The sequence below is a fragment of the Bacteroides caecicola genome, assembly GCF_023337095.1.
GTDB lineage: Bacteria > Bacteroidota > Bacteroidia > Bacteroidales > Bacteroidaceae > Phocaeicola > Phocaeicola gallinarum.
Map to the genome: position 1 here is coordinate 86,412 of NZ_JAMBLM010000004.1, position 24,478 is coordinate 110,889.

The 24,478-nt window shown below is 44.8% G+C and carries 24 protein-coding genes and 4 tRNA genes; 5 read left to right on the forward strand and 23 right to left on the reverse strand.

Features of this window, described 5'->3' with window-relative positions:
* Window positions 1-61: 61 nt before the first annotated feature.
* Together M3085_RS05070 and M3085_RS05075 are read right to left on the reverse strand one after the other, a co-directional pair.
* Window positions 62-1,627, reverse strand: coding sequence for a dipeptidase (locus M3085_RS05070; protein ID WP_410554298.1), 1,566 nt, complete (start codon window positions 1,625-1,627; stop codon window positions 62-64).
* 88 nt (window positions 1,628-1,715) lie between these two features.
* Window positions 1,716-2,213, reverse strand: a complete 498-nt coding sequence (locus tag M3085_RS05075) for a GNAT family N-acetyltransferase (protein ID WP_191709793.1) — start codon at window positions 2,211-2,213, stop codon at window positions 1,716-1,718.
* Window positions 2,214-2,453: 240 nt separating this feature from the next.
* On the opposite strand from M3085_RS05075, the gene M3085_RS05080 reads away from it, so the two are divergent.
* Window positions 2,454-3,659 carry a hypothetical protein gene (locus M3085_RS05080; protein ID WP_249052448.1) on the forward strand — a complete coding sequence of 402 codons (1,206 nt, stop codon included), beginning with the start codon at window positions 2,454-2,456 and terminating at the stop codon, window positions 3,657-3,659.
* Window positions 3,660-3,674: 15 nt separating this feature from the next.
* Here M3085_RS05080 and M3085_RS05085 read toward each other — a convergent pair whose 3' ends face one another.
* From M3085_RS05085 to M3085_RS05115, 7 genes are all read right to left on the reverse strand, one after another.
* Complete coding sequence (locus tag M3085_RS05085) at window positions 3,675-3,848, reverse strand: hypothetical protein (protein WP_249052449.1); 174 nt, start codon at window positions 3,846-3,848, stop codon at window positions 3,675-3,677.
* 147 nt (window positions 3,849-3,995) lie between these two features.
* Window positions 3,996-4,068 (reverse strand) — tRNA-Gly (locus M3085_RS05090).
* A 19-nt stretch (window positions 4,069-4,087) separates the two neighbouring features.
* A tRNA-Tyr gene (locus M3085_RS05095) sits at window positions 4,088-4,170 on the reverse strand.
* Between the two features lie 44 nt (window positions 4,171-4,214).
* Window positions 4,215-4,287, reverse strand: a tRNA-Gly gene (locus M3085_RS05100).
* Window positions 4,288-4,306: 19 nt separating this feature from the next.
* Window positions 4,307-4,389, reverse strand: a tRNA-Tyr gene (locus M3085_RS05105).
* A 62-nt stretch (window positions 4,390-4,451) separates the two neighbouring features.
* Window positions 4,452-4,946, reverse strand: coding sequence for a 6,7-dimethyl-8-ribityllumazine synthase (gene ribH, locus M3085_RS05110; RefSeq protein WP_249052450.1), 495 nt, complete (start codon window positions 4,944-4,946; stop codon window positions 4,452-4,454).
* A gap of 106 nt (window positions 4,947-5,052) precedes the next feature.
* Window positions 5,053-5,730 (reverse strand): tetratricopeptide repeat protein, encoded by a 678-nt coding sequence (locus M3085_RS05115; protein WP_249052451.1) that lies wholly within the window; start codon window positions 5,728-5,730, stop codon window positions 5,053-5,055.
* 150 nt (window positions 5,731-5,880) lie between these two features.
* On the opposite strand from M3085_RS05115, the gene recF reads away from it, so the two are divergent.
* The gene (recF, locus tag M3085_RS05120; protein WP_249052452.1) at window positions 5,881-7,005 is read left to right on the forward strand and encodes a DNA replication/repair protein RecF; all 1,125 of its coding nucleotides are present in this window, start codon (window positions 5,881-5,883) and stop codon (window positions 7,003-7,005) included.
* Window positions 6,992-7,282 carry a DciA family protein gene (locus tag M3085_RS05125; RefSeq protein WP_178255987.1) on the forward strand — a complete coding sequence of 97 codons (291 nt, stop codon included), beginning with the start codon at window positions 6,992-6,994 and terminating at the stop codon, window positions 7,280-7,282. The genes recF and M3085_RS05125 overlap by 14 nt, the downstream gene beginning before the upstream one ends.
* Here M3085_RS05125 and M3085_RS05130 read toward each other — a convergent pair.
* The 6 genes from M3085_RS05130 to M3085_RS05155 all read right to left on the reverse strand — a co-directional run bounded on the left by M3085_RS05130 (window position 7,269) and on the right by M3085_RS05155 (window position 13,319).
* A complete protein-coding gene (locus tag M3085_RS05130; RefSeq protein ID WP_178255988.1) occupies window positions 7,269-7,829 on the reverse strand; it encodes a 5-formyltetrahydrofolate cyclo-ligase in 561 nt (186 codons plus the stop codon). The genes M3085_RS05125 and M3085_RS05130 overlap by 14 nt on opposite strands.
* Before the next feature lie 130 nt (window positions 7,830-7,959).
* Window positions 7,960-9,603 carry a S41 family peptidase gene (locus M3085_RS05135; protein WP_178256033.1) on the reverse strand — a complete coding sequence of 548 codons (1,644 nt, stop codon included), beginning with the start codon at window positions 9,601-9,603 and terminating at the stop codon, window positions 7,960-7,962.
* 1 nt (window position 9,604) lies between these two features.
* Window positions 9,605-10,045 (reverse strand): dCMP deaminase family protein, encoded by a 441-nt coding sequence (locus tag M3085_RS05140; protein ID WP_178255989.1) that lies wholly within the window; start codon window positions 10,043-10,045, stop codon window positions 9,605-9,607.
* A gap of 3 nt (window positions 10,046-10,048) precedes the next feature.
* Window positions 10,049-10,510 (reverse strand): DUF4847 family protein, encoded by a 462-nt coding sequence (locus M3085_RS05145; RefSeq protein ID WP_178255990.1) that lies wholly within the window; start codon window positions 10,508-10,510, stop codon window positions 10,049-10,051.
* A 10-nt stretch (window positions 10,511-10,520) separates the two neighbouring features.
* Entirely contained in the window at window positions 10,521-12,560 is a 2,040-nt protein-coding gene (locus M3085_RS05150) for a M3 family metallopeptidase (protein ID WP_249052453.1), read from the reverse strand.
* Window positions 12,561-12,620: 60 nt separating this feature from the next.
* Window positions 12,621-13,319, reverse strand: coding sequence for a Crp/Fnr family transcriptional regulator (locus tag M3085_RS05155; RefSeq protein ID WP_178255992.1), 699 nt, complete (start codon window positions 13,317-13,319; stop codon window positions 12,621-12,623).
* A 187-nt stretch (window positions 13,320-13,506) separates the two neighbouring features.
* Between M3085_RS05155 and M3085_RS05160 the strand changes: the two genes are divergently transcribed.
* Entirely contained in the window at window positions 13,507-14,106 is a 600-nt protein-coding gene (locus tag M3085_RS05160) for a MarC family protein (protein ID WP_178255993.1), read from the forward strand.
* 26 nt (window positions 14,107-14,132) lie between these two features.
* Here M3085_RS05160 and mnmA read toward each other — a convergent pair whose 3' ends face one another.
* The 6 genes from mnmA to M3085_RS05190 all read right to left on the reverse strand — a co-directional run bounded on the left by mnmA (window position 14,133) and on the right by M3085_RS05190 (window position 19,777).
* The gene (gene mnmA, locus M3085_RS05165) at window positions 14,133-15,194 is read right to left on the reverse strand and encodes a tRNA 2-thiouridine(34) synthase MnmA (RefSeq protein WP_191709789.1); all 1,062 of its coding nucleotides are present in this window, start codon (window positions 15,192-15,194) and stop codon (window positions 14,133-14,135) included.
* A gap of 95 nt (window positions 15,195-15,289) precedes the next feature.
* Window positions 15,290-16,117: an aldo/keto reductase gene (locus M3085_RS05170; protein ID WP_249052454.1), complete on the reverse strand. Its 828-nt coding sequence runs from the start codon at window positions 16,115-16,117 to the stop codon at window positions 15,290-15,292.
* Between the two features lie 6 nt (window positions 16,118-16,123).
* Window positions 16,124-17,152, reverse strand: a complete 1,029-nt coding sequence (locus M3085_RS05175; protein WP_249052525.1) for an alpha/beta hydrolase — start codon at window positions 17,150-17,152, stop codon at window positions 16,124-16,126.
* 63 nt (window positions 17,153-17,215) lie between these two features.
* Window positions 17,216-17,830 (reverse strand): flavodoxin family protein, encoded by a 615-nt coding sequence (locus tag M3085_RS05180; RefSeq protein ID WP_249052455.1) that lies wholly within the window; start codon window positions 17,828-17,830, stop codon window positions 17,216-17,218.
* Window positions 17,831-17,888: 58 nt separating this feature from the next.
* Complete coding sequence (locus tag M3085_RS05185; RefSeq protein ID WP_249052456.1) at window positions 17,889-18,560, reverse strand: RibD family protein; 672 nt, start codon at window positions 18,558-18,560, stop codon at window positions 17,889-17,891.
* Between the two features lie 404 nt (window positions 18,561-18,964).
* Entirely contained in the window at window positions 18,965-19,777 is an 813-nt protein-coding gene (locus M3085_RS05190; RefSeq protein ID WP_178256034.1) for a helix-turn-helix domain-containing protein, read from the reverse strand.
* Window positions 19,778-20,072: 295 nt separating this feature from the next.
* Here M3085_RS05190 and M3085_RS05195 point away from each other — a divergent pair, with 295 nt between their 5' ends.
* On the forward strand, window positions 20,073-20,591 hold the full coding sequence (locus M3085_RS05195; RefSeq protein ID WP_249052457.1) for a hypothetical protein: 519 nt from the start codon (window positions 20,073-20,075) through the stop codon (window positions 20,589-20,591).
* Here the strand turns inward: M3085_RS05195 and M3085_RS05200 are convergent.
* Together M3085_RS05200 and recJ are read right to left on the reverse strand one after the other, a co-directional pair.
* A complete protein-coding gene (locus M3085_RS05200) occupies window positions 20,542-22,485 on the reverse strand; it encodes an ATP-dependent DNA helicase RecQ (protein ID WP_249052458.1) in 1,944 nt (647 codons plus the stop codon). The genes M3085_RS05195 and M3085_RS05200 overlap by 50 nt on opposite strands.
* A 99-nt stretch (window positions 22,486-22,584) precedes the next feature.
* On the reverse strand, window positions 22,585-24,306 hold the full coding sequence (gene recJ / locus M3085_RS05205) for a single-stranded-DNA-specific exonuclease RecJ (protein WP_178256001.1): 1,722 nt from the start codon (window positions 24,304-24,306) through the stop codon (window positions 22,585-22,587).
* Window positions 24,307-24,478 lie beyond the last annotated feature (172 nt).

Below are 24,478 nucleotides of genomic sequence, written 5' to 3' on the forward strand. Positions count from 1 at the left end.
CCCTCCGCTTACATACACACGGGCAGCAAGCGAAGTCTCATCCGGACTCCGACAAACACTGTCAAAATCCGAAACGGTAATCGTTCCAGTATTTAGCCGCCATTTCATCCCAGCGCAAAATAGTGGCTCCGATAAAGTCTTTGGTATAATCGGTGAGATAAGCCTTTGCAGCTTCTTCTCCTTTGGCTTTCAGCAAATCTTGATAACGTGCTTCTACCATCGGCAGTTCGTTGAATCCTTTTTCTTCGAAGTGACGGATGTTTGCCTCCATGATACTGCGTGCGTTTCCCCAGCGTACCGTAGCCAGTTTGTTCGCGCGGCGGTAATGCCACAAAGCCGAATCTTCGCGGTAACGATGGTTTCCGCAGATTTTATAAATGGCAGGCAGGTCGGTTGTTCCGCAGAAGATAGGTACACGCGGACTTTGTCCCGGATTGTCCATAGAGAACCAGCATACACCTCCCACGGCATCGGGTAACCAACTGCGGAGCTGAATGACGGTAGAATATGCACATTGCGGTACAGAGATATTGCGATATGACGTAACAGCCCCATTCTTAATGCCATTCAGCATTTGCACTTCGTCGGAACGCATCCACGGGTTGGCCCTCGGACTGATAATCGTATCGGTTTGTCCTGTCTTGTAGTCTTTTTTCACCACTTTCAAGTTGCGTGTAACGTCCCATTCCGTTCCTTCATACGTCTGACGTAAAAGAGCCATGACATCCGCCGCGCTGAGTTTCTTTTCCGGCTTAACACTGAGCGGAAGCTCCTCCGAATCCATGCTCAGTTTTAATGACGGTGCCAGCCGGCTGAGTACGAAATATTCGCGGATGCTGAACGATTGCCACTTGCCGGCATAATTCGGACCTCCGTAAGCTCTCCAGAACTTGAACGGTTCTTTGCCATCCCATAGTTTCAGCTTCCGAGCCACATCAAATACGTTGTCCGAAGCCATGTAATTGTCTTTGTCCTTCAAATTCAACGTACTGATGCGTGAAATATTAGCAGATATGCCTACCTCTCCGTCCGGGATACGTACCGCAGCCCATACGCCGCCCACTTTGTCCGGACCTTCTCCGAATACTTCGAAATGCCATACCTCTTTCGGATCGGCGATGGTCAGGCATTCTCCGTAATCGCCATAGCCGTATTCTTTGACCAGTTCGCCCATCAGCCGGATAGCCTGTCGGGCAGTAGAACAACGCTCCAATGCTACCCGTGCCAACTCTTCAATCATAAACATCCCCTTTTCGTTGCGCAGCGTGTCGCGTCCGCTGATGGTTGTTTCTCCCATAGCCAACTGTTTTTCATTCAGACACGGATAAGACGTATCAAGGAATGCGTAGGTATGTTTAGTCTGAGGGATTGTACCCTTTACGGTCAGGTTTGTCTGGTCTTCCGGAAACTCCGTGTGCATCCGTCCGTTATAGATGTTCATGGTCGTGTCTCGCTCGTAAGTCCGTGCCGGAACTACATTAACCCAAGTCCGATACCAACTGTCGCAAGTGTGGCTTGTCATGACCGAACCATCGGCAGAAGCCTCCCGTCCTACCATGATACTGGTACAGCAGTCCGGGTCGTGAAATAAGTTTGTTTGTGCAGTTATGATTTGAGAAAAAGCCATCCCAATGACAAACAAAGTGCTATGTATTTTCATGATTAAAGTATTAAAGTGTAATAATGACCCAAAAGTAATAAATATTTCCTTTTGTTTAAAGTTCTATCCCCATGATATAGTCATTCATATAAAATCCGTTGCCTATCGGGAAGTCTCCCTCGCGCACCTTTTCCATCCCCATGTGCTTATAAAATCCCAAAGCCGGATTGTTGCGGTTTACATTCAGCTCCATGCGACAAGGAGCGGGATGCAATTCCTTGATGGCAGACATGGCTTTGCGGAACAAAAGTTTTCCTAACCCATACTTTTGGAAATACGGCAAGACATAGATTTTCTGAAGATGAAAAAGATGCTCTCCCTCTTGCTGGATGGAAACATATCCGGCAGGTTCACATTCCTCGTAGGCTATATAATAAATGTGTCCCTCTTCCTCCATCTGTTTGTGCAGATTCTCCGGCGAGTACATCCATTCCATCATGTATTCAGTCTGCTCTTTTGTGAGAATGTTCTTGTAAGTTTCGGGAAAAATTTCCCATGCCAGTTTGTTGATAACCGGAATATCGGCTGTCGTTGCTTTTCTGATAGTAAACATAGGTCTTTATTTTCTTGCAAACTTAGACAAAAACATTGAATAAGTATGTCTGTATAAATGGATATTTTTTGATAATATTTCCCTTCTGTTCTATCTGCTTGGTTTTATTTGCTTTTTACAAGAAAAATAATGACATTTGCAACTCTTAAATGAAATAAGCTATAAATAGATGAAGTCTCCACATCTTTTTTCTTTTAATAAGTCGTTTATGGAGGCAAAACGGCAAAACAAATCCAAAGAATGATGAATAGAAGTACGATTTTAGTAATGTTACTATGCTTATTTACATTGGTAGGATGTAAAGACAATGAAACAGCAATAGTGTATGAAACCAATGATGATTTATTGAATCGGAACAACATTACGGATGTTGTGATGGTATTTCAACGAATTGAACAAGAAGGAGAAACTCTTTACTATGGTAATCGGAAGGGAAAAGATTGGTTTGCTCTTTTTGATAATACTGGAACATTACAAGATGAGTGGTATGGGAAAGATAGATATTATCAAGGTCCTCAAATTTCGGTGGTATTTCCTACTGAATTTGAGTTTTTTAAGAAATTGGAAAATGGAATGTATGCTTTTGTCTATGATTTTAGACCGGAAGATATTCGTCAAGCAGTGTATTTGTGTAATAATCAAAACGTTGAATACGGTTTTGTATTAGATGATGATATGAGTATTAGAGCTATTTTAGATAAGGATCGTTTTTTAATAAATGAGGAAGTTTATGATTTTGCGGGGAATATATTAGTAAACGATGTAAGGTATAGTGATGGAATATGTGTTGGTTTTCAAAACGATAAAGTATGGGTTGGCTTCGAAGATAAAGAAAAAGGTTGGCGAGAGGTTGTTGGTGCAGAATCGTTTGAGAGGAATCGTACCGTACATTTGGGCTATGACAAGTATGAAGATATTTATGTAGGAACTATTTATGTAGGAAGTTCTATTGTTACAGATTTTGGGCTTGCTTTTGTACCACGATATGATATCAGTAGTTATTCTCATAATTCTGATGGTGTTTTTATAATCAATAAAGATAAACTTATTTTTTATTCTTGTCAAATGGGTATGAATGCTCTGCTTCGTAATTGGTGGAATGGTACAATTCTTGCTGATAATAAATATGTTATATCACAGGAGGGAGAGTCGCTCGCAGAATTAAAAAAAGAACCAAGTGATGAGGATATAATAATTTCGTTAACCGAAGGTCTGCGAATCGGTTATTATGACAATTTTGAACTTGTAAACTATGAAGAAGGTACGGTTACGTGGTCAACAGACATACCACAATTAGCAGAAGCGGATAACGGTGCAAGGATTACAATAACAATCTTAGAAAAAAACGCATCTATTTGGAAGATCAATTTTAAAGTCGTTAACCGAGATGGTAGCCAGTTTAGTTTTGATATTAGTATAGATATTGAATCCGGAGAATTACAGTAAGAGATATTAATAATTTTAGGACTCAGCAGGAAGTAGAAAACCTGCTGAGTCTTTTTTTATAAGTTTTTTGATTTGCCTTCTCTTATAGCCCTCTGTTTGTTCAATTTCTCCTGCTGTTTTTTTACATCTTCTGACGAAACAGGCTGTTTGCTCCAAGAGGTTATTGATTGGCATGTTTTCTCCATCCATTGTTTGTGAAATTCATTGATGTATTCCATAAATCGCGTGATATAAGTTTAAAGCAAAAAAATAGCCAATCCGCTGCAAATATCCAATTCCAATAGTGGCATAAAAGAAAAATCCTAAAAGCCGATTCGACTTTCAGGATTTTCTTAGAGCGGAAGACGGGACTCAAACCCGCGACCCTCAGCTTGGAAGGCTAATGCTCTATCAACTGAGCTACTTCCGCATTAGTTTAAAGTTTTTTGTGGGCAAGGATGGATTCGAACCACCGAAGGCGTAAGCCAGCAGATTTACAGTCTGCCCCATTTGGCCACTCTGGTACTTGCCCTTTCTGTATTGAGGATGAAACGTTACTTTCAATCCTCAACTTAGAGCGGAAGACGGGACTCAAACCCGCGACCCTCAGCTTGGAAGGCTAATGCTCTATCAACTGAGCTACTTCCGCATTAGTTTAAAGTTTTTTGTGGGCAAGGATGGATTCGAACCACCGAAGGCGTAAGCCAGCAGATTTACAGTCTGCCCCATTTGGCCACTCTGGTACTTGCCCTTTCGCATCTAAATATATCGCTTTTGGCGACTTGTTTTCTCAAATGCGCTGCAAAGGTACGATTATTTTTTTAATTTGCAAGCAAAGTCTATCATTTTTATTGCTGTTATTGCACATTCATCGCCTTTGTTCCCCAATTTTCCGCCTGCACGGTCTTCCGCCTGCTGCATGTCATTGGTTGTTATCAGCCCGTAAATAACAGGCGTATCGGTCGTTGCGTTCAGATAGGCGATGCCTTGCGTGGCTCCGGCGCATACGTAATCGAAGTGAGGAGTGTCGCCGCGTACTACGCATCCCAGTGCGATGACTGCATCTACTTTTCCGCTCTTAATCATTTGAGCCGAGCCGAAAGTCAGTTCAAAACTGCCCGGTACGGTTTGCACCAGAATGTTTTCGTCTTTCGCCCCGTGTTTTTTCAGCGTATTGACAGCTCCTTTCAGCAGTGCGCCTGTAATGTTTTCGTTCCATTCGGATACTACGATGCCGAAACGCATACCGGATGCGTCGGGGACGGAGTTGAAATCATAATCGGATAAATTGTGGAAAGCTGTTGCCATAGTCGTTAAAAAATAGTTTAGGCACGTACTCCGTTGTCTTTTCACGGAGATAAAGCGTTGTCCGTGACTGTGGCGGAATGCGTGCCTAAAGGTGAATAAAAAATTATTATTTAATAGAAGCGCGGTCGATGTACTTGTCAATATCCATAGCTTGGAAAGAGTTCGGATATTTAACCTTTACCTGTTTGTATGCTTCTAATGCTTCTGCATTTTTGCCTTGTTTCTCTAAAATCTGACCGGCTTGAATCAGGTAAACCGGGCTGAGCGCATTGCTGTTGGCACGGTCGGCTGCTTTCAGCAGTGTAGCGGCAGCTTTGTCAAGCTGATTCATCTGTGCATAGCAGTTTCCCATTGTTCCCAAGATGGCAGGAGCCACCAACTGGTCGTCTGCGCTGAATTTATCCAAATATTTTGTAGCGTCTTCGTATTTGCCTAACTGTGCATAGCAAATTCCGGCGTATGCATTTGCCAGATTTCCGGCATCTGTTCCGCTGAATTCATCTGCCAGTTTGATAAATCCTGCATAACCGAGGCTGTCTCCGTTTAAGGCTGTTTCGTAATTGGAAGCTCCAAAATACTGTTCGCCTTTGAAGATGGCTTCCGACGCTTTTGCTTCTTTCGGATCAGAAATGAAATGTTTGTATCCCAAATAGCCGCCAACGATTACTATCAATGCGACTACCGCCCCTAACATTACGTTTTTGTACTTAATTAAAAATGCTTCCGAAGTAATCAGTGCTTCGTCTACATTCATTGGCTCATGAGTGTGTTTCTGTTCAGTCATTTTTATATCGTTTTTTTATTATTTCCGGTTGGATGTGCATTTTGGACAGCAAAAGTAATTTATTTATGTTTATAAATGAAATTTGCGGGCAGGTTTTTTTAGCAATCGTGCTTTTATTACTAATTTTGTGCTTGAAATACAGACTGATTTATGTGGCTGAAACGCATTTCCATATTAAATTATAAGAATTTAGAGCAAGTAGAGCTTGCCTTTTCGCACAAAATGAATTGTATCATCGGCAAGAACGGGATGGGGAAAACCAACCTGATGGATGCGGTGTATTATCTTTCGTTTTGTAAAAGTTCTACCAATCCCATCGATTCGCAGAATATCCGTCACGAGCAAGATTTTTTTGTTATTCAGGGTTTTTATGAAACCGATGACGGCGAGCCGGAAGAAGTGTATTGCGGACTGAAGCGCAGGCAGAAGAAGCAGTTTAAGCGGAACAAGAAAGAATATACCCGTCTTTCCGACCATATCGGGCTGATTCCGCTGGTGATGGTTTCGCCGGCAGACTCGCTGCTGATTGCCGGCGGAAGCGAAGAGCGCAGGCGTTTTATGGATGTGGTGATTTCGCAGTTCGACCGCGAATATTTGGATGCGCTGATTCGTTACAACAAGGCTTTGGCGCAGCGTAACACGTTGCTTAAATCGGAGGCAGAACCCGAAGACGCACTGATGGAGGTGTGGGAAGAAATGATGGCTTCTGCCGGTGAAACGGTTTATCGTAAACGCCTTGCGTTTATCGAAGAGTTTATTCCTATTTTCCAGTCCTATTATTCTTATATCTCGCAAGATAGAGAGCAGGTTAGCCTGACCTACCAGTCGCATGTGGCAGAGGGGGACTTGCTGGCTTTGTTACGCGAAAGCCGTCAGCGAGACCGCATTATGGGATATTCGCTGAAGGGAGTGCATAAAGATGACTTGGTGATGTTGTTGGGCGATTTCCCCATCAAGCGTGAAGGCTCGCAGGGGCAGAATAAGACTTATCTGATTGCCTTGAAACTGGCTCAGTTCGAGTTCTTGAAACGTACGGGCAGTCGTACTACTCCACTGGTTTTACTCGACGATATATTCGACAAGTTGGACGCTTCGCGGGTAGAACAGATTGTAAAGTTGGTGGCGGGCGATAATTTCGGACAGATTTTCATCACCGATACCAATCGCGACCATTTAGATAAAATTCTGCGCAAGATAGAGGGCGATTATAAGTTGTTTGAGGTAGACAACGGCGAGGTTTCGGAACGGAAGGAGGCGGACGATGAAGCGGAATAACACGGAACTGATAGGCGACGTTATCCGCCAGTTTCTCCGTCAGGAGGGATTAGAAACGCCGCTGAACGAGTATCGGCTGGTCGATGCTTGGAAAGACGTGGTGGGAGAGGTGATAGCCCGGTATACCACGAATCTGTATATTAAAAATCAAATATTATACGTTCATCTGGCTTCGTCTGTCATCCGTCAGGAACTGATGATGGGACGCGAGATGCTTGTACGTAACCTGAATGCCCGTGTTGGTTCGCAGGTGATAGTGAATATTATTTTTCGTTGACGTAAACACACCCGTTCTCCGTCCATATTTCGTCCATCGGACGGTCGAATGTTTCTGTGGGGATTGCTTCGCTGATCTGGAAGCCGAAACAAATACCTATATTATAAGAACGCAGGCGTGGAAGCAGGCGGTCATAGTAACCTTTCCCTCTGCCGAGCCGGTTCCCTTGCAGGTCGAATGACACACCGGGGATAAGCGCAAGGTCTATTTCGTTTACCTGTGTCAGCTCTTTTCCGGTAGGTTCGTAAATGTTGTAACTGCTTTTTTGTAAATCCTGTTTTCCGGTATATTGGCGTAACTCCAATTCATCTCCTTTCACAACCGGCAGAATAATCTGTTTGCTCTTACTCCAACGTTCTACAAAGTCGTGTGTTTGTACTTCATCAGGTAAAGAATAATACAGTAAAAGGGTTTTTGCCTGCCGAAAACGCGGATGTTCTTCCAGTTTTTTCAGGAGATTGACCGACCATTGGCTGAGTTGAAACCCGTTTTGCTGTTTTTTCTTTCGGGCTATGTGAGTGCGAATTTGTTGTTTTGTTAATAGCATGATAAACAGGGATTTGGTAAATGAAAAATTTATCCGCATGTGTTGACTGACACAAGCCGATATGTTACTGAACGCATCGGCTTGTGTCAGACGTTTCATCCCATAGAGTTTAGAAGCATGTCGGAAAGGCTTATTGGGGGCTTTCCGTCTCTTCGGGAGCTTTCGGGAACGACTCTCCTTTTTCAAGCACTTCCAATGCCTTTAAAACCGTTTTGTCTGTTTGGTTCAGGTATTGTATATAGGCTTCCATTCCCAGCATGTTATAGATAATGTTTCCGTACAGACTCAGTTCAAATAATTTTTTAGATTTCTGCATCAGGTTATTACGGCGTTTCAGTCCTTTTTTCTCTGCCCATGCAGCAAATTTGTTGAGTAGTTTTTGAGTCTTCAGGTAATCTACTAATTGGTCGGGCGTTTCATATTGCAGTAAATCGCTGCGGTTTTGGTCTGTATAATCGAAACTATAACGGATAATCAAACCGCGATTTGCCGCCATGCGGAAATACGAAGTCATGTCCGTAGTGTCTTGAGGTACAAAAATGTCGGGCATGATGCCTCCTCCGCCGTATACCGGACGTCCTAAACTGGTATGGTAAACCTCGTTTTCGTTTTGCTTGATGCTGTCTGCCGAGAAAAACTCTCCGTGTTCGTAGCGCGTAAGCAAATCTAATTCATATTCTTCGTCTTTGCCTTTTTCGTACGGCTTTTGGATGCAGCGTCCGGAGGGGGTGTAGTAACGCGCGATGGTCAGTCGGATAGCAGAACCGTCGCTGAACTCGATGGGCTGTTGAACCAGTCCCTTCCCGAACGAACGTCGTCCGATAATCGTACCCCGGTCATTGTCTTGAATGGCTCCGGCAAAGATTTCGCTTGCCGATGCCGAAATCTCATCAATCAGCACGATAAGCGGCATTTGCTGGCTGCTTCCCGAACCGTTCGACGTATAGTTTTCGCGTGGCGATTTGCGTCCCTGTGTGTAAACTATCAGTCGGTTTCCGGGCAGGAACTCGTTAATCATCTGGATGGCAGCAGCCATATAACCTCCGGTATTTCCGCGCAGGTCGATAATCATTCCTTTGCAGTCTTCTTGGTTCAGCTTGGCAAGTGCTATCAGCAATTCGGGGTAAGTGGTCTCTCCAAACTTGTTGACCTTTACATATCCGAATTTATCGTTAATCATGTAAGCGGCATCAATGCTCTTGACAGGGATATCCCCTCGTATGACGGTAAAATCAAGTATTTCTTTTTCGCCGGGACGGAAAATGCCTAACTTCACTTTGCTTCCTTTTTCGCCTTTCAGACGTTTCATTGCTTCGAAGTTGGTCACTATTTTACCCACGAAAGCCGAGTCGTCCACTTCCACGATGCGGTCGCCTGCCATCAGTCCCACTTTTTCCGAGGGACCTCCCTTTATCACACTGTTGATGTGAATGGTATCATCCTGAATGGTAAACTGGATTCCGATGCCGCTGAAGCTGCCCTTCAGTTCCGAATTAACAGCTTCAAGGTCTTTGGCAGGGATGTAAGACGAGTGCGGGTCGAGCTCGGAAAGTATCAAAGGCATGGTTTCTTCCACCAAATCATTGACTTTTACCGTATCTACATACTGGTCGTCGATGATATGCAGCAAAGCATTCAGTTTGTTAGACGATGTGTTGATGATGCCTAATTTGTTTCCCGAAAAATGATTGGCGTAAAATGTACCGATACCGATACCTGCCACTAAGCAAATAGCTAAAAGGAAAGGGATAAATCGAGTATTATTTTTCATAATGCTATTCTTCGTCGTTAGGATTAATGTAAACCACTTCAATATTGGCACGTTTCAATAAATTCAAACCGTCTTCCAGCCGATATTTCTCTGCGTAAACCACCCGCTTGATACCCGCTTGGATAATCAGTTTCGCACACTCGATACAGGGCGATGCCGTGACATACATGGTAGCCCCTTCGCTGCTGTTGCTTGAGCGTGCTATTTTGGTAATGGCGTTTGCCTCGGCATGAAGCACGTAAGGTTTTGTAAGCCCGTTCTCGTCTTCGCATACGTTTTCAAACCCCGACGGTGTACCGTTATAACCGTCAGAGATAATCATTTTATCTTTCACAATCAGTGCTCCCACCTTGCGGCGCGTGCAGTAAGAGTTTTCCGCCCAGATGGAAGCCATGCGCATGTAGCGTCGGTCAAGTATTTCTTGTTTATGTTCAGAAGTGTCCATATATTAATAATGTGTAAATTGCACGAAATTGTTTCTTGATTCGGGAGCCAGTTGCAGCGTCCGGCTGTCGCCCCGGTAGTAGCGCACATTCTCTAACTTTTGTATAAAGTCTCGTCTCATACCGCTAAGGTTTGCCGAAGAAACACTTAGTTGGGTGATAGAAACCGAGCGGTCTTTGGGGTTGGCAGACCATCGCCCGGTAAATGACTGATTATCCAAATAGCCGGTCAGACTTCCGTCTTCGTTGAAAGTAATCGTAAAGTCTTGGAGGTTTCTCAACTCATCACTTGTCGGAGTATAAAGCGCTTTGGCATGATTGTCGTAAGTTGCATTCCAATCCGCTTCTACGTAATAGTTTACCACCCTCCATTGCCCGCTTGCAAAAATTTCAAAAACATCGTCGTCTTGGCAGCCGCAGAACATCAGAGGAAAGGCGACAAGTATCAAGTATATAAGTCGTTTCATATAATGTATGTTATTTAATTCCGTTTCTGATTAACAGTGCATCGATGGTCGGTTCTTGTCCTCGGAAACGCTTATAAAGCGTCATGGGATGTTCAGTACCCCCTTTCGACAGAATATTGTCGCGGAACGACTGTGCCACTTCCGTATTGAATATCCCTTTTTCTTTAAATACCGAGAAAGCGTCAGCATCTAACACTTCAGCCCATTTATAGCTATAATATCCGGCAGAATAACCTCCAGACATAATGTGACCAAACTGAACACTCATACACGTTTCGTCTATTTGCGGAAGAATTTGGGCACGTGTCCATGATGCTTTTTCATACTCTTTCACATCCCCGTCGAAAGCAGTGCGTCGTGTATACCATGCCATATCCAACAGTCCGAAACTGACTTGGCGCAAGCAAGCATAAGCTACATTAAAGTTAGAAGCATCTACAATTCGCTTAACCAGCTCTTCCGGAATAGGCTCATTTGTTTGATAATGACGGGCAAAGGTATTTAAAAAATCTTTTTCTACCGCAAAGTTTTCCATGATTTGTGAGGGAAGTTCAACAAAATCCCAGTAAACGTTTGTTCCGCTCATGCTTTGGAAATGCGTATTGGCAAACATACCGTGTAGAGCATGTCCGAATTCATGCAGGAAAGTGGTAACTTCAGAGAACGTCAGCAATGCCGGTTTTTCGGCAGTAGGTTTGGTGAAGTTCATGGTAACCGATACGTGCGGCCGGCTGTTATTTCCGTTTTCGTCTATCCACTGTTCTTTATATTCGGTCATCCATGCTCCCGAACGTTTTCCTGCACGCGGGTGGAAATCGGTGTAAAGTACGGCAAGGTAACTTCCGTCTTTATCGAATACCTCGTATGCTTGGACGTCGGGATGGTAAACCGGAATGTCTTTGTTCTCTCGGAACGTGATGCCATACAGCCTCGTGGCAAGTCCGAATACTCCCTCTTTCACCTTACTCAGTTCGAAGTACGGGCGCAAGGCTTCTTCATCTAAATTGAATTTCTTGTTCTTCAGTTTTTCGGCATAGTAAGAAAAGTCCCACGGCATGAGTCGGAAATCTTTACCTTCCATCTCTTGCGCCAATGCTTCGATTTCGGCTACCTCCTTGTGGGCTGTGGGTGTGTAAGCGTCTAATAACTGATTCAGTAATTGGTATACATGCTCGCTGTTTTCAGCCATGCGTTTCCGTAAAACATAATCGGCATAATCGGTAAATCCCAACAGTTGTGCAAGTTCCATGCGCAGGTTAACCAATTGCTTCACGATGTCCGTGTTATCCAGTTCGTCACGATGCGTACATTGGGTATTATATGCCATATACAGTTCTTTACGCAGGTTTCGGTTGCTGCTGTATTTCATGAAAGGCACGTAGCTTGGAGCCTGTAATGTGATAATCCACCCTTCTTTACCTTTTTCTTTAGCCGTATGAGCTGCAGCTTCTATAATGCTTTCCGGTAATCCTTCCAGTTCTGCCTCAGAGGTTAAAACCAGTTCATACTTATTGGTTTCCTTCAGATGATTTTGTGAAAAGCGAAGCGTCAGCGTACTCAGCTCCATGCTTAACTTACGGAATGTTTCTTTGTCGGCATCCGAGAGGTTCGCACCGTTACGTATGAAGCCATCGTATGTTTTCTCCAACAATCGGCGTTCTTCCGGAGTGAGGTTGAGTGATTCTCGCTGTGTATATACACATTTGATTCGTTCGAACAACTTTTCGTTGAGGCTGATATTGTTGCTGTGTTCCGAAAGTTCGGGCATCATTTTTTCGGCAATAGCCTCCATTTCATCGCAAGTTTCGGCACTCATCAGATTAAATAAAACGGTTGTAACGCGATCAAGTAATTGTCCGGCCCGTTCGAGTGCCAACACTGTATTACTGAACGTGGGAGGTTCCGGGTTATCGGTGATGGCTTTGATTTCTTCATCTTCTATTCTCATGCCTTCTCGGATGGCAGACTCATAGTCGGATAGTTGGATGAGGTTGAACGGAGTGGTTTGATGTGGGGTATGGTAAGTATGTAAAAATGGATTCTGTGTCATATTTGTTTCTCTTTATCTCGAAATATAACAGTTGTAACTAAAAAACGTTTTCGATAACAATCACAATTCGGTTGGCGAATTTGAATCAATGTTTTCTATCAATGCTTTGAGATCATTGATAATAATCTTTTTTCGGCTTAATTTTATCAGTTTTTTATTTTGCCAGTCATTTAAAATTTTCGATACATTGATACGTGTGTCGTCAATGAGTTGTGCCAAATCCTCCATTTTGATAGACAGAGTTTTGGTGCCCATGGGAACACTGCATCTCAGTTGTAAGAAGTTGGCTATTTTTTCTTGTGTATTGCCTATATGGGTATTCCATAATTTGTAATATACCGTTTGAGCACGGTTACTGAGCATATTGAGATAATTCAGATTGAATATTTCATATTTTGTCAGTTGGGAAAGAATATACGATTTATCGATGCTCAATACGTGTATGTCGGTAGCAGCCCAATAAGAAGCCGTATAATGTGTGTGCATACCGAAAAGCGAATAAGGTTCTATGATACTCGGACTGTCGAGTATTTCGTTTAGCACATACAAATGTCCTTCATCGATTGCTTCAGACATGATTTGTCCGCCGAGGATAAAAATCAGTTGATTACACGTATCTCCTTGTTTTACTACGCGGCTTCCTTTATTGTATTTATGAAAATGCAACTTAACTTTCTCTAAAATGTTGGTAAAGTCGCTCTTGCATAATCCTTGAAAGAGAGGGAGCTGTAAAAGCTTATCGTACATTGTCGTTTCCATGTTCTATTAACTTTATTAAGTTACCTTATTAACAAACAAAAGTAATGATTAAATTCGATAGCCTGTATCATGCTTCTTTTTGTTTTAACTTTTTTATTGTTTCTTACAGTCTGATAATGTTTGCCGGAATATTGTGTGGTGAATAAAAAAACGATAACTTTGCATTAGAAACTAAAATTATAGGCTTATGGGAAGATTTGACTTTCAAGAGATGCTGAGTGCATTTATCGTATTGTTCGCTGTCATTGATATTATAGGAGCAATTCCTATTGTGTTAGATTTAAAGCAGAAAGGTCGTTCGGTAAATCCCATGAAAGCTACGTTGATAGCCTTCGCTTTATTGTTGGCGTTCTTTTTTGCGGGCGATATGATATTGCGTTTGTTTCAGGTAGATATTGCTTCTTTCGCAGTGGCGGGTGCATTTATCTTATTTATGATGGCGCTTGAGATGATTCTCGATGTAGAGATATTTAAGAACTTGGGTCCTATCAAAGAGGCGACATTGGTTCCGTTGGTGTTTCCTTTGCTGGCGGGTGCTGGTTCGTTTACCACATTGCTTTCGCTGCGTGCCGAGTATTCTACTCTTAATATTCTGATAGGCTTAACGCTGAATATGGTGTGGGTATTTATTGTTCTGAAGATGACCGACCGTGTGGAACGGCTTTTAGGTAAGGGAGGAATTTATATTATCCGCAAATTTTTCGGAATCATTTTGTTGGCGATTGCTGCCCGCTTGTTTACAGCCAACATTACTTCACTGATAGAGCAGTTTCAAGCTGTAAAATAAACAAAACGGAAAGCGGGGAGATAGGCTTATCGCCGTATCTCTCCGCTGCCGATGCATAATTGTGCGTCTTTATCGTAGATAACCCCGAATTGTCCCGGAGCTATGCCTTGTATTTTTTCATTGCTTGTTACGAGGTAATGATTGTTCTCTTTCACAATATACCCCGTGCCGAACGTGTCGGTATGGCGTATCTTGAAACGGATTTCGGTTTCTTTTCCCTCTGTCCACGGATTGGCAGTGATAAAATGAAAACCTGCCAGCCGGAATGTATTCCCATATTGCTTTTCGGTGTCATATCCCCGTGAAACATAAACGATGTTTTGCTCTACATCTTTATCTATTACAAACCACGGGCCTCCGCTCAGTCCGAGTCCTTTGCGCTGTCCGATGGTATGAAACCAGAAGCCCCGGTGCGTGCCGATAATCCGTCCGCTTTCTATTTCTATAATTTTTCCCGTCTGCTCACCCAAGAACCGGCGTATAAAGTCGTTGTAGTTTATCTTGCCTAAAAAGCAGATACCCTGACTGTCTTTCCGCAGTGCGCTGGGCAGTTTGGCTTCTTTGGCTATCCGGCGCACGTCTTCTTTCATATACTCTCCCAGCGGGAACATAAGTTTGGATACCTGTAAATAGTCGATTTGGGCAAGGAAGTCGGTTTGGTCTTTTACCGGGTCTTTTGCCGTAGCCAGCCACGTCTGTCCGTCGATGATGCGGGTCGAAGCGTAATGCCCTGTTACAATCTTGTCGTAAGCATATCCCGCTTTTTCCTCAAAACATCCGAATTTTATCAGTTTGTTACACATTACATCGGGATTGGGAGTAAGTCCTTGTTTCACCTTGTCGATGGTATAAGCCACCACCCGTTCCCAATACTCTTTCTGTAAGTCGATGATGTCAAAATCCAACCCGTATTTCCGTGCAGTAGCTTCTGCCAGTTCGATGTCTTCTTCCGCCGTACAGGTTAGTCCGTCGTCGGTATCCATCCCTATTTTGATGTAAAAAAGATGAGGCTTGTAACCTTGTTCGCAAAGCAGGTGTACACTTACGGCACTGTCTACACCTCCCGAAATTAAAGCAGCTATCTCCATAAGTCTGTAATCGTTTAGTTTTGCGCACAAAGTTACAGCCTTTCTTCCGGTTTTGGAATACCTTATTTGAGGTATAATGGCATTAATCTGTTATTTCACCATCCTGCCAGCGGAATTTTGTGTTGAGGTGCAGGAAATGCTGAATCCAGTTCATCCAAGTCGTCTTCCGACAGCGAGATGGAAAGGCTGCGGAAATTTTCCTCCACATGTCCGATGCCGGAGGCTTTGGGGATAGCCATGACCCCCGGATTGCGCATAACCCATGCAAGGGCAATTTGCGTAGGCGTAGCGTTGTGTTTTTGGGCTATCCGTTTTAAAAGAGGGTGATTCCGGAGACTGCCTTCGCCGATGGGCGTATATGCCATGACGGGCATGGCATGACGCATACTCCACGGAAGCAGGTCGAACTCTACACCCCGCTCTTTCAGGTTATAAAGCACTTGATTGGCAGCGCAATGCGTTCCTCCCGGCAGCGAAAGAATCCGTTCCATGTCCGTCACATCCAGATTGCTCATGCCCCAGCGTGCTATTTTACCTGCTTGCCGGAGTTCTTCCATCGCGCGTACGGTTTCTGCGAAAGGGTGATGCCCTATCCAATGCAGCAGATAGAGGTCGATACATTCTATCCCCAATTTCCGGAGGCTTCTTTCGCAAGCCAGCTTCGTACCTTTATAACTTGCATTACTTGGCAGCACCTTGCTCACGATGAATGCTTTATCGCGCTGTCCCCGTATCGCTTCGCCTACAAACTCTTCATTGCCGTACATTTCTGCAGTGTCGATAACGCTTAACCCTAAGTCAAGCCCCCGATGCAAGGCTTTTAATTCTTCGTTGCGCCGTGAGGCTGATTGTCCCATTTTCCACGTACCTTGTCCGAGTGTACATACCTTCACTCCATCGGCAAACGTGATAGTCCGTTCCATACTACGTTATTTCAGGTAAGTGTGATAGAACTGTTCGATTTTGTCGAACGGAATCTTGTCAAGGTTGTCGTAAAGGTCGGTATGGTTGGCTTCCGGAACGATAAGCAACTCCTTGTTGTCGCCTTTCAGTTTCTTGAAAGCATCTTCGCTGAAGTAGCGCGAATGAGCCTTTTCGCCGTGGATAACCAGTACCGCGCTGCGGATTTCGTCGCTGTACGTCAGAATAGGCATGTTGAGGAACGACAGTGACGACGTTTTGTTCCACCCGCCATTCGAGTTCAACGAACGTTTGTGATAACCGCGAGACGTTTTGTAATACGCATGGTAGTCTTTTACAAACTGTGGAGCATCGGCAGGCAGCGGGTCTGCTACACCTCCGGCAAGAGCATACGTGCCGTTTTTATAATCCTCCGTGCGCTGTGCGTTCAGTTGTTTGCGCAGTTCATAACGTCCGTCGGCATCCAGAGCATCGAAATAGCCGTTTGCCGTTACACGGCTCATGTCGTACATTGTGGCTGTTACCGTGGCTTTGATGCGCGTGTCAATTGCCGCCGCATTGATAGCCATGCCTCCCCATCCGCAAATACCGAGGATTCCGATGCGTTCGGGGTCTACGTCAGCACGGGTAGAGAGGTAATCGACGGCTGCACAAAAATCTTCGGTATTGATGTCGGGCGAAGCCACATAACGGGGCTCTCCGCTGCTTTCTCCGGTGTACGAGGGGTCGAATGCAAGAGTCAGAAATCCGCGTTCTGCCAGTGTTTGCGCATACAGTCCCGAAGCCTGTTCTTTTACAGCTCCGAACGGGCCGCTGACTGCGATAGCCGCCAGTTTGCCCGTTGCGTTCTTGGGCACGTATAAGTCTGCCGCCAGCGTAATACCATAGCGGTTATGAAAGGTAACTTTGCAGTGGTTCACTTTGTCGCTCTGCGGGAAAACTTTGTCCCATTCTTGTGTTAAGTTCAAATTCTCGTTCATGGTGCTATGATTTTTAGAAAGATTATTTTCAGCGTTGAGGCTGCTTGAACCAAACATACAGGCAGCCAGTAGAATGATATGTAACTGACAGATAATGTTTTTCATGGCTTGAAACTGATGTTATCGGATAAAATTTGTCATGATTCGCTGTTCTGCTTCCGGTACGGGCTGTCCTCCGTTTTTCAGGTTCTTCAGCAGCCACGCCATGTTGTTCCCCAGCGTCCGCATCACCTGAAGCCCTTCGGCATCTTGCAAGGCTTCGCCGGGCGTGCGTCCGTGTACGCTGTTCCAGTAGATAGAAGACACTACGGGCATGTTGGTTATCGTGAAATACTTGTTTAAGCGGTCGAACGTGGCACTTGCGCCGCCCCGCCGACAGACAGCCACGGCTGCCGCAGGCTTGTATTGCAGGTAAGACGAAGAAGAATAAAACAAACGGTCGAGCAAGGCACACAGCGAGCCGTTGGGTCCGGCGTAATACACCGGCGAGCCTACCACCAGTGCGTCCGCTGTTTCTATCGCTGCCCTCACTTTCTCGTAAAGTGCATCCTTGAATACGCACCGTCCCAATTCTGCACACCGTCCGCAAGCGATACATCCCTGAACCGTTTTTGCTCCGATGGAAACGATTTCCGTATCGACTCCGTTAGCCTGCAAAGCCGATGCCACTTCCGACAAGGCGAGGTACGTATTTCCCTCTTTGCGCGGACTTCCATTGATTAATAATACTTTCATGATGTTATGTCTTTTAGTTGGTTAAAGTATATATAACGCAGCCAAAAATATTTTGTTTCTAAAAAGAGTAACGCAGCCAGACAGAGTTATCGCCGATGCGTTCTACGCTGTTCAGCTTTAAGATGGTAGTAGGGAAAGAAGGGTCGTCGATACCGTCGAACACAGCCGTCATCCCTTTGCGTCCATCAATTCCCGCACCCACTACAACACTCACCTCGTCCAGCAGTCCGGCTTTGAGGAACGCCCCGTTGATTATTCCGCCTCCTACCACGGCAAGCCTTTCTACGCCGAACTCCTTGCTTAATATCTCTACGGCTTGCGTAAGGTCGGTTTCATCTTTTCCGGCGGCTATCCACGAAATACCCTGTTGGCGCAACGCCTCCGCATACTCTTTCGGAGCATTTTCGCCCGTGATGACCAACAGCGGTCGTCCTTCCGAACTGTTGGCAGGCCAGCGCAACCGTCCCTTCGAGTCGACAGCGATGGTATATCCCTCAGCGTCGCACGCCTTGTAAAACGACGGTTTGCCTATCGGAGTAAAGTCTTTAGCCTCGAAAAGTTCGGGCAGGGCAAAATGTTTCTGCATCGTAACCCGTCCGGATATATCAGAATCGCAATGAAGCTGTTCCAATGCATCGTAATACTCGTTACCGCCGATGCGTTCGGTCATGTCGCAGTCGATACGACCGTCTACAGATGCCATCATGTGGCAAATAATATATGGTTTCATAAGATAATATGTTATTTCGATTACGATAGCAAAGATAGGGCGAAATGCGGATAAAGACGTTACTGAAAAGCTCAAAAGCATGTTTCTGAAAAGTTCACGGCGCATTTATTAAGGAGATACCTTAGAGCCTGTTAAATTTAACTCTTATTTTATTGGGAAATTTAAAACAGCCTCTAAAATTGTAAAGAGCTTATTTAAAGCCTTTTCCGGTTTGGCTTGGGACTTAGAAAACGCTAACGGTAGAACCCGTCAACACTATGGGAAGAAATGGTCAACGCATCCGCATGGACTGAGTAACGCTAACGGTAGCGTTACTCGGGGGTATGTTGGCGGAAAATTTCTTCTTAAAAACGTGGGCTCTTTTCTGTTTTTTTCCGTGAGGAAAATGTATAATCAGATGAATATTAGGCAGAGACAGCGGTGGGAGGGATGCCATACTGCCGCTTGAATGCCGTGGAAAAGTGGGACGGATTCTTGAAGCCCACTTCGGCGTACACGTCGACTATCTTCTTGCCGCCTTCCTTCATCAGCGCGTATGCCACTTCGAGCCGCTTGCGTATCAGCCACTTTTCGGGCGTGAGGTCGCTCAGCTTCTTAAAGTCGCGCTTAAATGTGGCAAGGCTGCGCCCTGTGTAGTGGGCGAGGTCTTCGAGCGTGAACTCATACATATAGTTCTGATTCATAAACTCCATGATGTCTATTTTCCACGGTTCGTTGAAATCGAAGAGCGTGGGAGCGAAACGCCGGTCGATATGAAGCAAGGCAAGCAACCCTTCCTGTAACTTGAGCTGCATGAAATCATCTTGCGGCTTCACTTCGGGGTCGAAATAAGGAGTCATCGAAGCAAAGAGGCTGGCTATTTCGGCGGTTTTCGGCAGTTTGATAACTCCTGCATCGAGCTTGGGGGTGTCTGCCGGAACACGGTATTGCTCAAACCGTCCGTACATCTCGCGCAGGAAGTTGCGGGTAAAACTCAGGAAAATACCGCAGTAACGCTCCCCGTTACACGACTGTTTGCGCATCGTGATATGATGGTCGCGCGGGATAAACACACATTCCCCCTTGCCCACGTGGATAGGCTCGCCCCCATTGTCGAGAATCATTTCGCCGGAATACACATAATTCATGGCAAACTCGCGCGAACGGTGTACACACAGGCTGTTGTCATCGTAAAAGAAACTGAAAAACACGTTGTTATAGTTAAATATAACCTTCATCGGGTCGGTTGGCTCATTGGTTTGCGTTTGTTTCATGTCGGCTTGATTACTAATGGTTTTACGGCAGACAAAGATAGTGAAAGAAAGTGGAATCTTTCTCAAAAGCTCACGGTTTTACATTCGTTTACGGAACGTATGCCGGTGTTTAAGATTTCTTCGCAAGCCGTTGTGAAAATGTTAAATCAAAGAAAAGCGGATAAACTATTTCCTTTTTCTCAGCTCTAACCCAACAAAGACAATACTTGTACAAGCTGTATTGAAAAAGAAAAGTAAAACAATTAAAAGTATTACGAAGATGAAAAAACATTTATTTTTGGCAATAGCCGTAGCGATTGTGATGAGTGGAAGCAATGTTTTTGCGCAAAATAACCAACCGGAAAAGAAAAAGCTGACACCCGAACAGCGGATTGAGTTGCAGGCAAAACATATAGAACAGCGCCTGATGTTAGACGAAAACACGTCTGCCAAGTTCATTCCGCTTTATAAAGAATACCTGCAAGCCTTGCAGTCGTGCCGTCAAACTCCTCAGAAGGACGGACAAAAAGGTGAACTGACTGACGCGCAGATAAAAGAGAATCTGAAAAAGCGACTGGAAACGCAGCGTGCAGTGGTAGAAACGAAAGAGAAGTATCTGGATAAATTTTCTGAAATATTGACGGCACGCCAACTGGCGGAAGTTTTTAAAGCCGGACATCGCCGCCCGATGCCGTTTGCACGGAATAACAAATTCCGTCCGGGAAGACCGGATGCATGTCCCGGACAGTTTATGCATTGTCATGACTTTTGTCCTGCTCCTTCCGAGCCGGCGAAGTAACAAGATACAGCTTTCCGTCTTCTTGCCGTATTTGCTCTTCGGCAAGAAGATAGGAGAGTGTCTGCCTGAGGTCTGTTTCTTCGGCATCTCCCAATGCGGCAACTAATTCCCCGGCAGAAAGGGGAGCATTGGATAACAGTTGGCAAATGCGGTCTGCAAGTTCAGAAAATGTGTTTTGCCGCAACCCCGACCGATGCTTGCTGAGGCACACGTCACACTGTCCGCAGTTGTGCTCATTTTTCTCTCCGAAATAATGTAGCAACATCCGGCTACGGCATTTGTTGTCTGTATCGGCATACTCCAACATCGCCTCGATGCGGCGGATGTAACTCTCTTTCCGGTCTTCGTATACCTCTCGGCTCAGATGGATGCGTTCGGTTTCCTGCCGCTCGCGCGTATAAATGATATACGGTGTCTTTTTCCCCGGAATATAATGCAAAATCCTGCGCTTGGTAAGCAGCACCAACGTTTCGTATACCTGCTGGCGGGTAATCCCTGTGCGCAGAGCCAGCGTTTCTTCGTTGATATAGGCATAATCACTGAACACTCCGGTATAAAGCCGCAAAATGTTGCGGATAAGATTTTCTGTCTCCGGACTGTTTTCATGGATGCGGTATAACTCGTCGCGCCGTAAGGTAAACATGATGCGCGATGCATTATCTTGTTCGTCAGTATACTCCAGATATCCGGCGCGTGTGAGAATCTTCAGCGCACTGTCTACCTGAATGGGAAAATGCTTGAAGTTATGACAAAACTCGTCGATGTTAAACGCATACGTACACCCCAATCCGTCGCCCATCGCCATCTGGTAGTAAAAATTAATGTCCTCGTAAACTTTGCGGATATAGTCTTTTTCGGGAAAGGTATCCGAAATCCGTTTCCGAAGAACAGTCTTGTCGTTTCGCGCATAAAGAAGTACGGCGTAGGCTTTCTGTCCGTCGCGCCCTGCACGTCCTGCCTCCTGAAAATAAGCCTCCGGCGAATCGGGAAAATCCACATGAATCACAATGCGCACGTCCGGCTTGTCAATACCCATACCAAACGCATTGGTAGCCACCATGACACGGTGCTCTCCTGTAAGCCAACTTTTCTGCCGCTGGTCTTTAGTCTCGTTGCTTAATCCGGCATGATAGAAAGTTGATGTAATGTCGTGGTCATTCAAGAACAGAGAAACTTCTTTGGTTTTCTTCCTGTTCCTCGTATAAACGATAGCTGAACCTTGTACGCTATTCAGGATATGAAGTAACTCTTCGGCTTTATTTTCTGTACGGCGCACGATATACGCCAGATTCTTCCGCTCGAAACTCATGCGGAATACGTTTTCTTCGCGGAAAGCCAGTTTCAGTTGGATATCCTTGACAACTTCCGGAGTAGCCGTGGCGGTGAGAGCAAGGATGGGAACGTCGGGCAGGAGCTTACGGACATCGGAAATCTTCAGATATGCCGGACGGAAATCATATCCCCATTGCGAAATACAGTGAGATTCGTCGACGGTAATCATGTTTACCTTCATGCTGCGTAACTTGATTTGAAAGATTTCCGTCCCCAGCCGTTCGGGTGAGATGTATAAGAATTTGTAATCTCCGAAGATACAGTTTTCGAGCGCAATGATAATTTCCTCGCGCGTCATGCCCGAATACACCGCCGTAGCCTTAATGCCCCTTGCCCGCAGGTTGCGCACTTGGTCTTTCATCAAAGCAATGAGCGGAGTAATGACCAGACACAAGCCCGGACGTGCAAGTGCCGGTACTTGGAAAGTTATGGATTTGCCCCCTCCCGTAGGCATAAGTCCCAGTGTATCTTTTCCGCTTCCGATGCTCCGGATGATGTCTTCCTGTATCCCCCGGAAATTATCGTACCCCCAATATTGCTTTAAGATGCTTTTGTAGTCCATGATTCTGAATAGAAAAACAAAAGACCACGAAGAAAGAAAAACGCATGACGTAACTCTTTATTCGTGGTCTTTTAACTGTTTCATGTTGATAAAAGATTCTTATTTAAAAGTAGGTTTGATATCTTCTATTTGCAACTGTATTTCTCCACGCTTATGTGTATTTTCTTCGATGGTATAACAGATATTGAACGATTGTTTTGTTTTGATGTACCGCGCTTGCGAACTTTGTCCGAAAGCGATACCGTTCATTACGTTGTTCGATTTGTTATCCACTAATTCCAGTTTGATATGTTCTTGGTCTCGTCCTACTACCTTACTTGTTCCGTAATCATACACATTCAGCGTAGCAAATATCGGTTTATGATTATCCGGTCCAAAAGGATTGAACTTCTTCAAATCGAAAAAGAACTTAGGCGTTATGTCTCGGAAATCCAACTGCGCATCAATATCGATGGTTGCGCTGGTTTGCTCCGGAAGGATGTGATTCGTGACATACTCTTCGAAGCGTTGGGTAAATTCCGGAACATTTTCGATTTTCATCGAAAGTCCTGCCGCATACGTATGTCCTCCGAAGTTTTCCAACAAGTCACGGCAGTGCTCGATAGCCTTATACACATCGAATCCCGAAACAGAACGTGCCGATCCGGTAGCAAGGTTATCGGTTCGTGTCAGTACCACTGCCGGGCGGTAATAGATTTCCGTTAGGCGGGAAGCAACGATACCGATAACACCTTTATGCCAATCTTCGTTATAAATAACAATAGAACGGCGTTCTGACAGGTCAGAAAGATTGTCTACGATTTTGTTAGCTTCTTCGGTCATACTCTTGTCCAAGTCTTTCCGCGTTTCGTTATACCGGTTGATTTGGTTACTTTTTTCAAGAGCCACCTGAAAATCTCTTTCAATCAAAAGGTCGACTGCCTCTTTGCCGTTTTGGATTCGTCCCGAAGCATTGATGCGAGGACCTATTTTGAAAACGATGTCACTCATTGTGATTTCTTTTTCCGAAAGCCCACAGACATCGATGATAGCCTTCAACCCTACACTTGGATTGGAGTTCAGTTGGCGCAAGCCGTGGTAGGCCAACACGCGGTTTTCTCCCATGATGGGAACGATATCTGAAGCAATGCTGACAGCTACCAAGTCTAGAAGCGGAGTTAGTTGGTGAAACTCGATACCGTTGTTCAGTGCAAAAGCCTGCATGAACTTAAACCCCACGCCGCACCCCGACAAATGGTCGTAAGGATACGTTGAGTCTTTTCTTTTGGCATTTAAGATAGCCACGGCAGGAGGAAGCACTTCATCGGGCACATGATGGTCGCAAATGATAAAGTCGATGCCTTTTTCTTTGGCATACATGATTTCCTCTACCGCCTTGATTCCACAGTCTAATACGATAACTAATTTTACTCCTGTTTCGTAGGCATAGTCTACTCCTTTCTTTGATACGCCATACCCTTCATTGTAGCGGTCGGGAATGTAGTAGTCGATATTCGAATAGAATTGTTGAAGGAATTTGTAAACCAATGCGACCGCAGTTGTTCCGTCTACGTCGTAATCTCCGTATACAAGGATACGTTCCTTCTTCCCCATAGCTTTGTTAAGACGTTCTACGGCCTTGCTCATGTCTTTCATGAGAAACGGGTCGTGAAGTTCGTTGAGCTGGGGACGGAAAAAACGTTTAGCTTCGGCAGCGGAAGTTATTCCTCTTTCCAATAATAGCTTGCACAGGATAGGACTGATTCCTATCTCTTTAGCCAAAGCCTTAGCTGCTTCCCTTTGCTCTTGTGTAGGAGGTTGATAGTTCCATTTGTAGTTCATTTTATATGTTTTTTTCTTTCTTTTTCTTATCAGGTGAATGCTGTCTTGCAGAGGCTTTCTGTTTAGATTACGAGAAATCTTTCGTTGTTATCAGCAAACTCTCGTAGAAAGAGCCTTGTAATTCGTTTGTGCATTCAATCCGTAAAGTTAGAAAAAAAGAAAGAAAAAACGG

Coding starts and splice junctions, on each gene's coding strand:
- M3085_RS05195 (WP_249052457.1), top strand. CDS start 20,073: ATGAAAAAACATTTATTTTTGGCAATAGCCGTAGCGATTGTGATGAGT.
- M3085_RS05080 (WP_249052448.1), top strand. CDS start 2,454: ATGATGAATAGAAGTACGATTTTAGTAATGTTACTATGCTTATTTACA.
- M3085_RS05200 (WP_249052458.1), bottom strand. CDS start 22,485: ATGGACTACAAAAGCATCTTAAAGCAATATTGGGGGTACGATAATTTC.
- M3085_RS05185 (WP_249052456.1), bottom strand. CDS start 18,560: ATGAAACCATATATTATTTGCCACATGATGGCATCTGTAGACGGTCGT.
- M3085_RS05150 (WP_249052453.1), bottom strand. CDS start 12,560: ATGACACAGAATCCATTTTTACATACTTACCATACCCCACATCAAACC.
- M3085_RS05115 (WP_249052451.1), bottom strand. CDS start 5,730: ATGACTGAACAGAAACACACTCATGAGCCAATGAATGTAGACGAAGCA.
- M3085_RS05190 (WP_178256034.1), bottom strand. CDS start 19,777: ATGAAGGTTATATTTAACTATAACAACGTGTTTTTCAGTTTCTTTTAC.
- M3085_RS05130 (WP_178255988.1), bottom strand. CDS start 7,829: ATGCTATTAACAAAACAACAAATTCGCACTCACATAGCCCGAAAGAAA.
- mnmA (WP_191709789.1), bottom strand. CDS start 15,194: ATGGAGATAGCTGCTTTAATTTCGGGAGGTGTAGACAGTGCCGTAAGT.
- recJ (WP_178256001.1), bottom strand. CDS start 24,306: ATGAACTACAAATGGAACTATCAACCTCCTACACAAGAGCAAAGGGAA.
- M3085_RS05075 (WP_191709793.1), bottom strand. CDS start 2,213: ATGTTTACTATCAGAAAAGCAACGACAGCCGATATTCCGGTTATCAAC.
- M3085_RS05155 (WP_178255992.1), bottom strand. CDS start 13,319: ATGGAAACGACAATGTACGATAAGCTTTTACAGCTCCCTCTCTTTCAA.
- M3085_RS05140 (WP_178255989.1), bottom strand. CDS start 10,045: ATGGACACTTCTGAACATAAACAAGAAATACTTGACCGACGCTACATG.
- M3085_RS05070 (WP_410554298.1), bottom strand. CDS start 1,627: ATGGCTTTTTCTCAAATCATAACTGCACAAACAAACTTATTTCACGAC.
- ribH (WP_249052450.1), bottom strand. CDS start 4,946: ATGGCAACAGCTTTCCACAATTTATCCGATTATGATTTCAACTCCGTC.
- M3085_RS05160 (WP_178255993.1), top strand. CDS start 13,507: ATGGGAAGATTTGACTTTCAAGAGATGCTGAGTGCATTTATCGTATTG.
- M3085_RS05125 (WP_178255987.1), top strand. CDS start 6,992: ATGAAGCGGAATAACACGGAACTGATAGGCGACGTTATCCGCCAGTTT.
- M3085_RS05180 (WP_249052455.1), bottom strand. CDS start 17,830: ATGAAAGTATTATTAATCAATGGAAGTCCGCGCAAAGAGGGAAATACG.
- M3085_RS05170 (WP_249052454.1), bottom strand. CDS start 16,117: ATGGAACGGACTATCACGTTTGCCGATGGAGTGAAGGTATGTACACTC.
- M3085_RS05145 (WP_178255990.1), bottom strand. CDS start 10,510: ATGAAACGACTTATATACTTGATACTTGTCGCCTTTCCTCTGATGTTC.
- M3085_RS05175 (WP_249052525.1), bottom strand. CDS start 17,152: ATGTTTGGTTCAAGCAGCCTCAACGCTGAAAATAATCTTTCTAAAAAT.
- M3085_RS05085 (WP_249052449.1), bottom strand. CDS start 3,848: ATGGATGGAGAAAACATGCCAATCAATAACCTCTTGGAGCAAACAGCC.
- recF (WP_249052452.1), top strand. CDS start 5,881: ATGTGGCTGAAACGCATTTCCATATTAAATTATAAGAATTTAGAGCAA.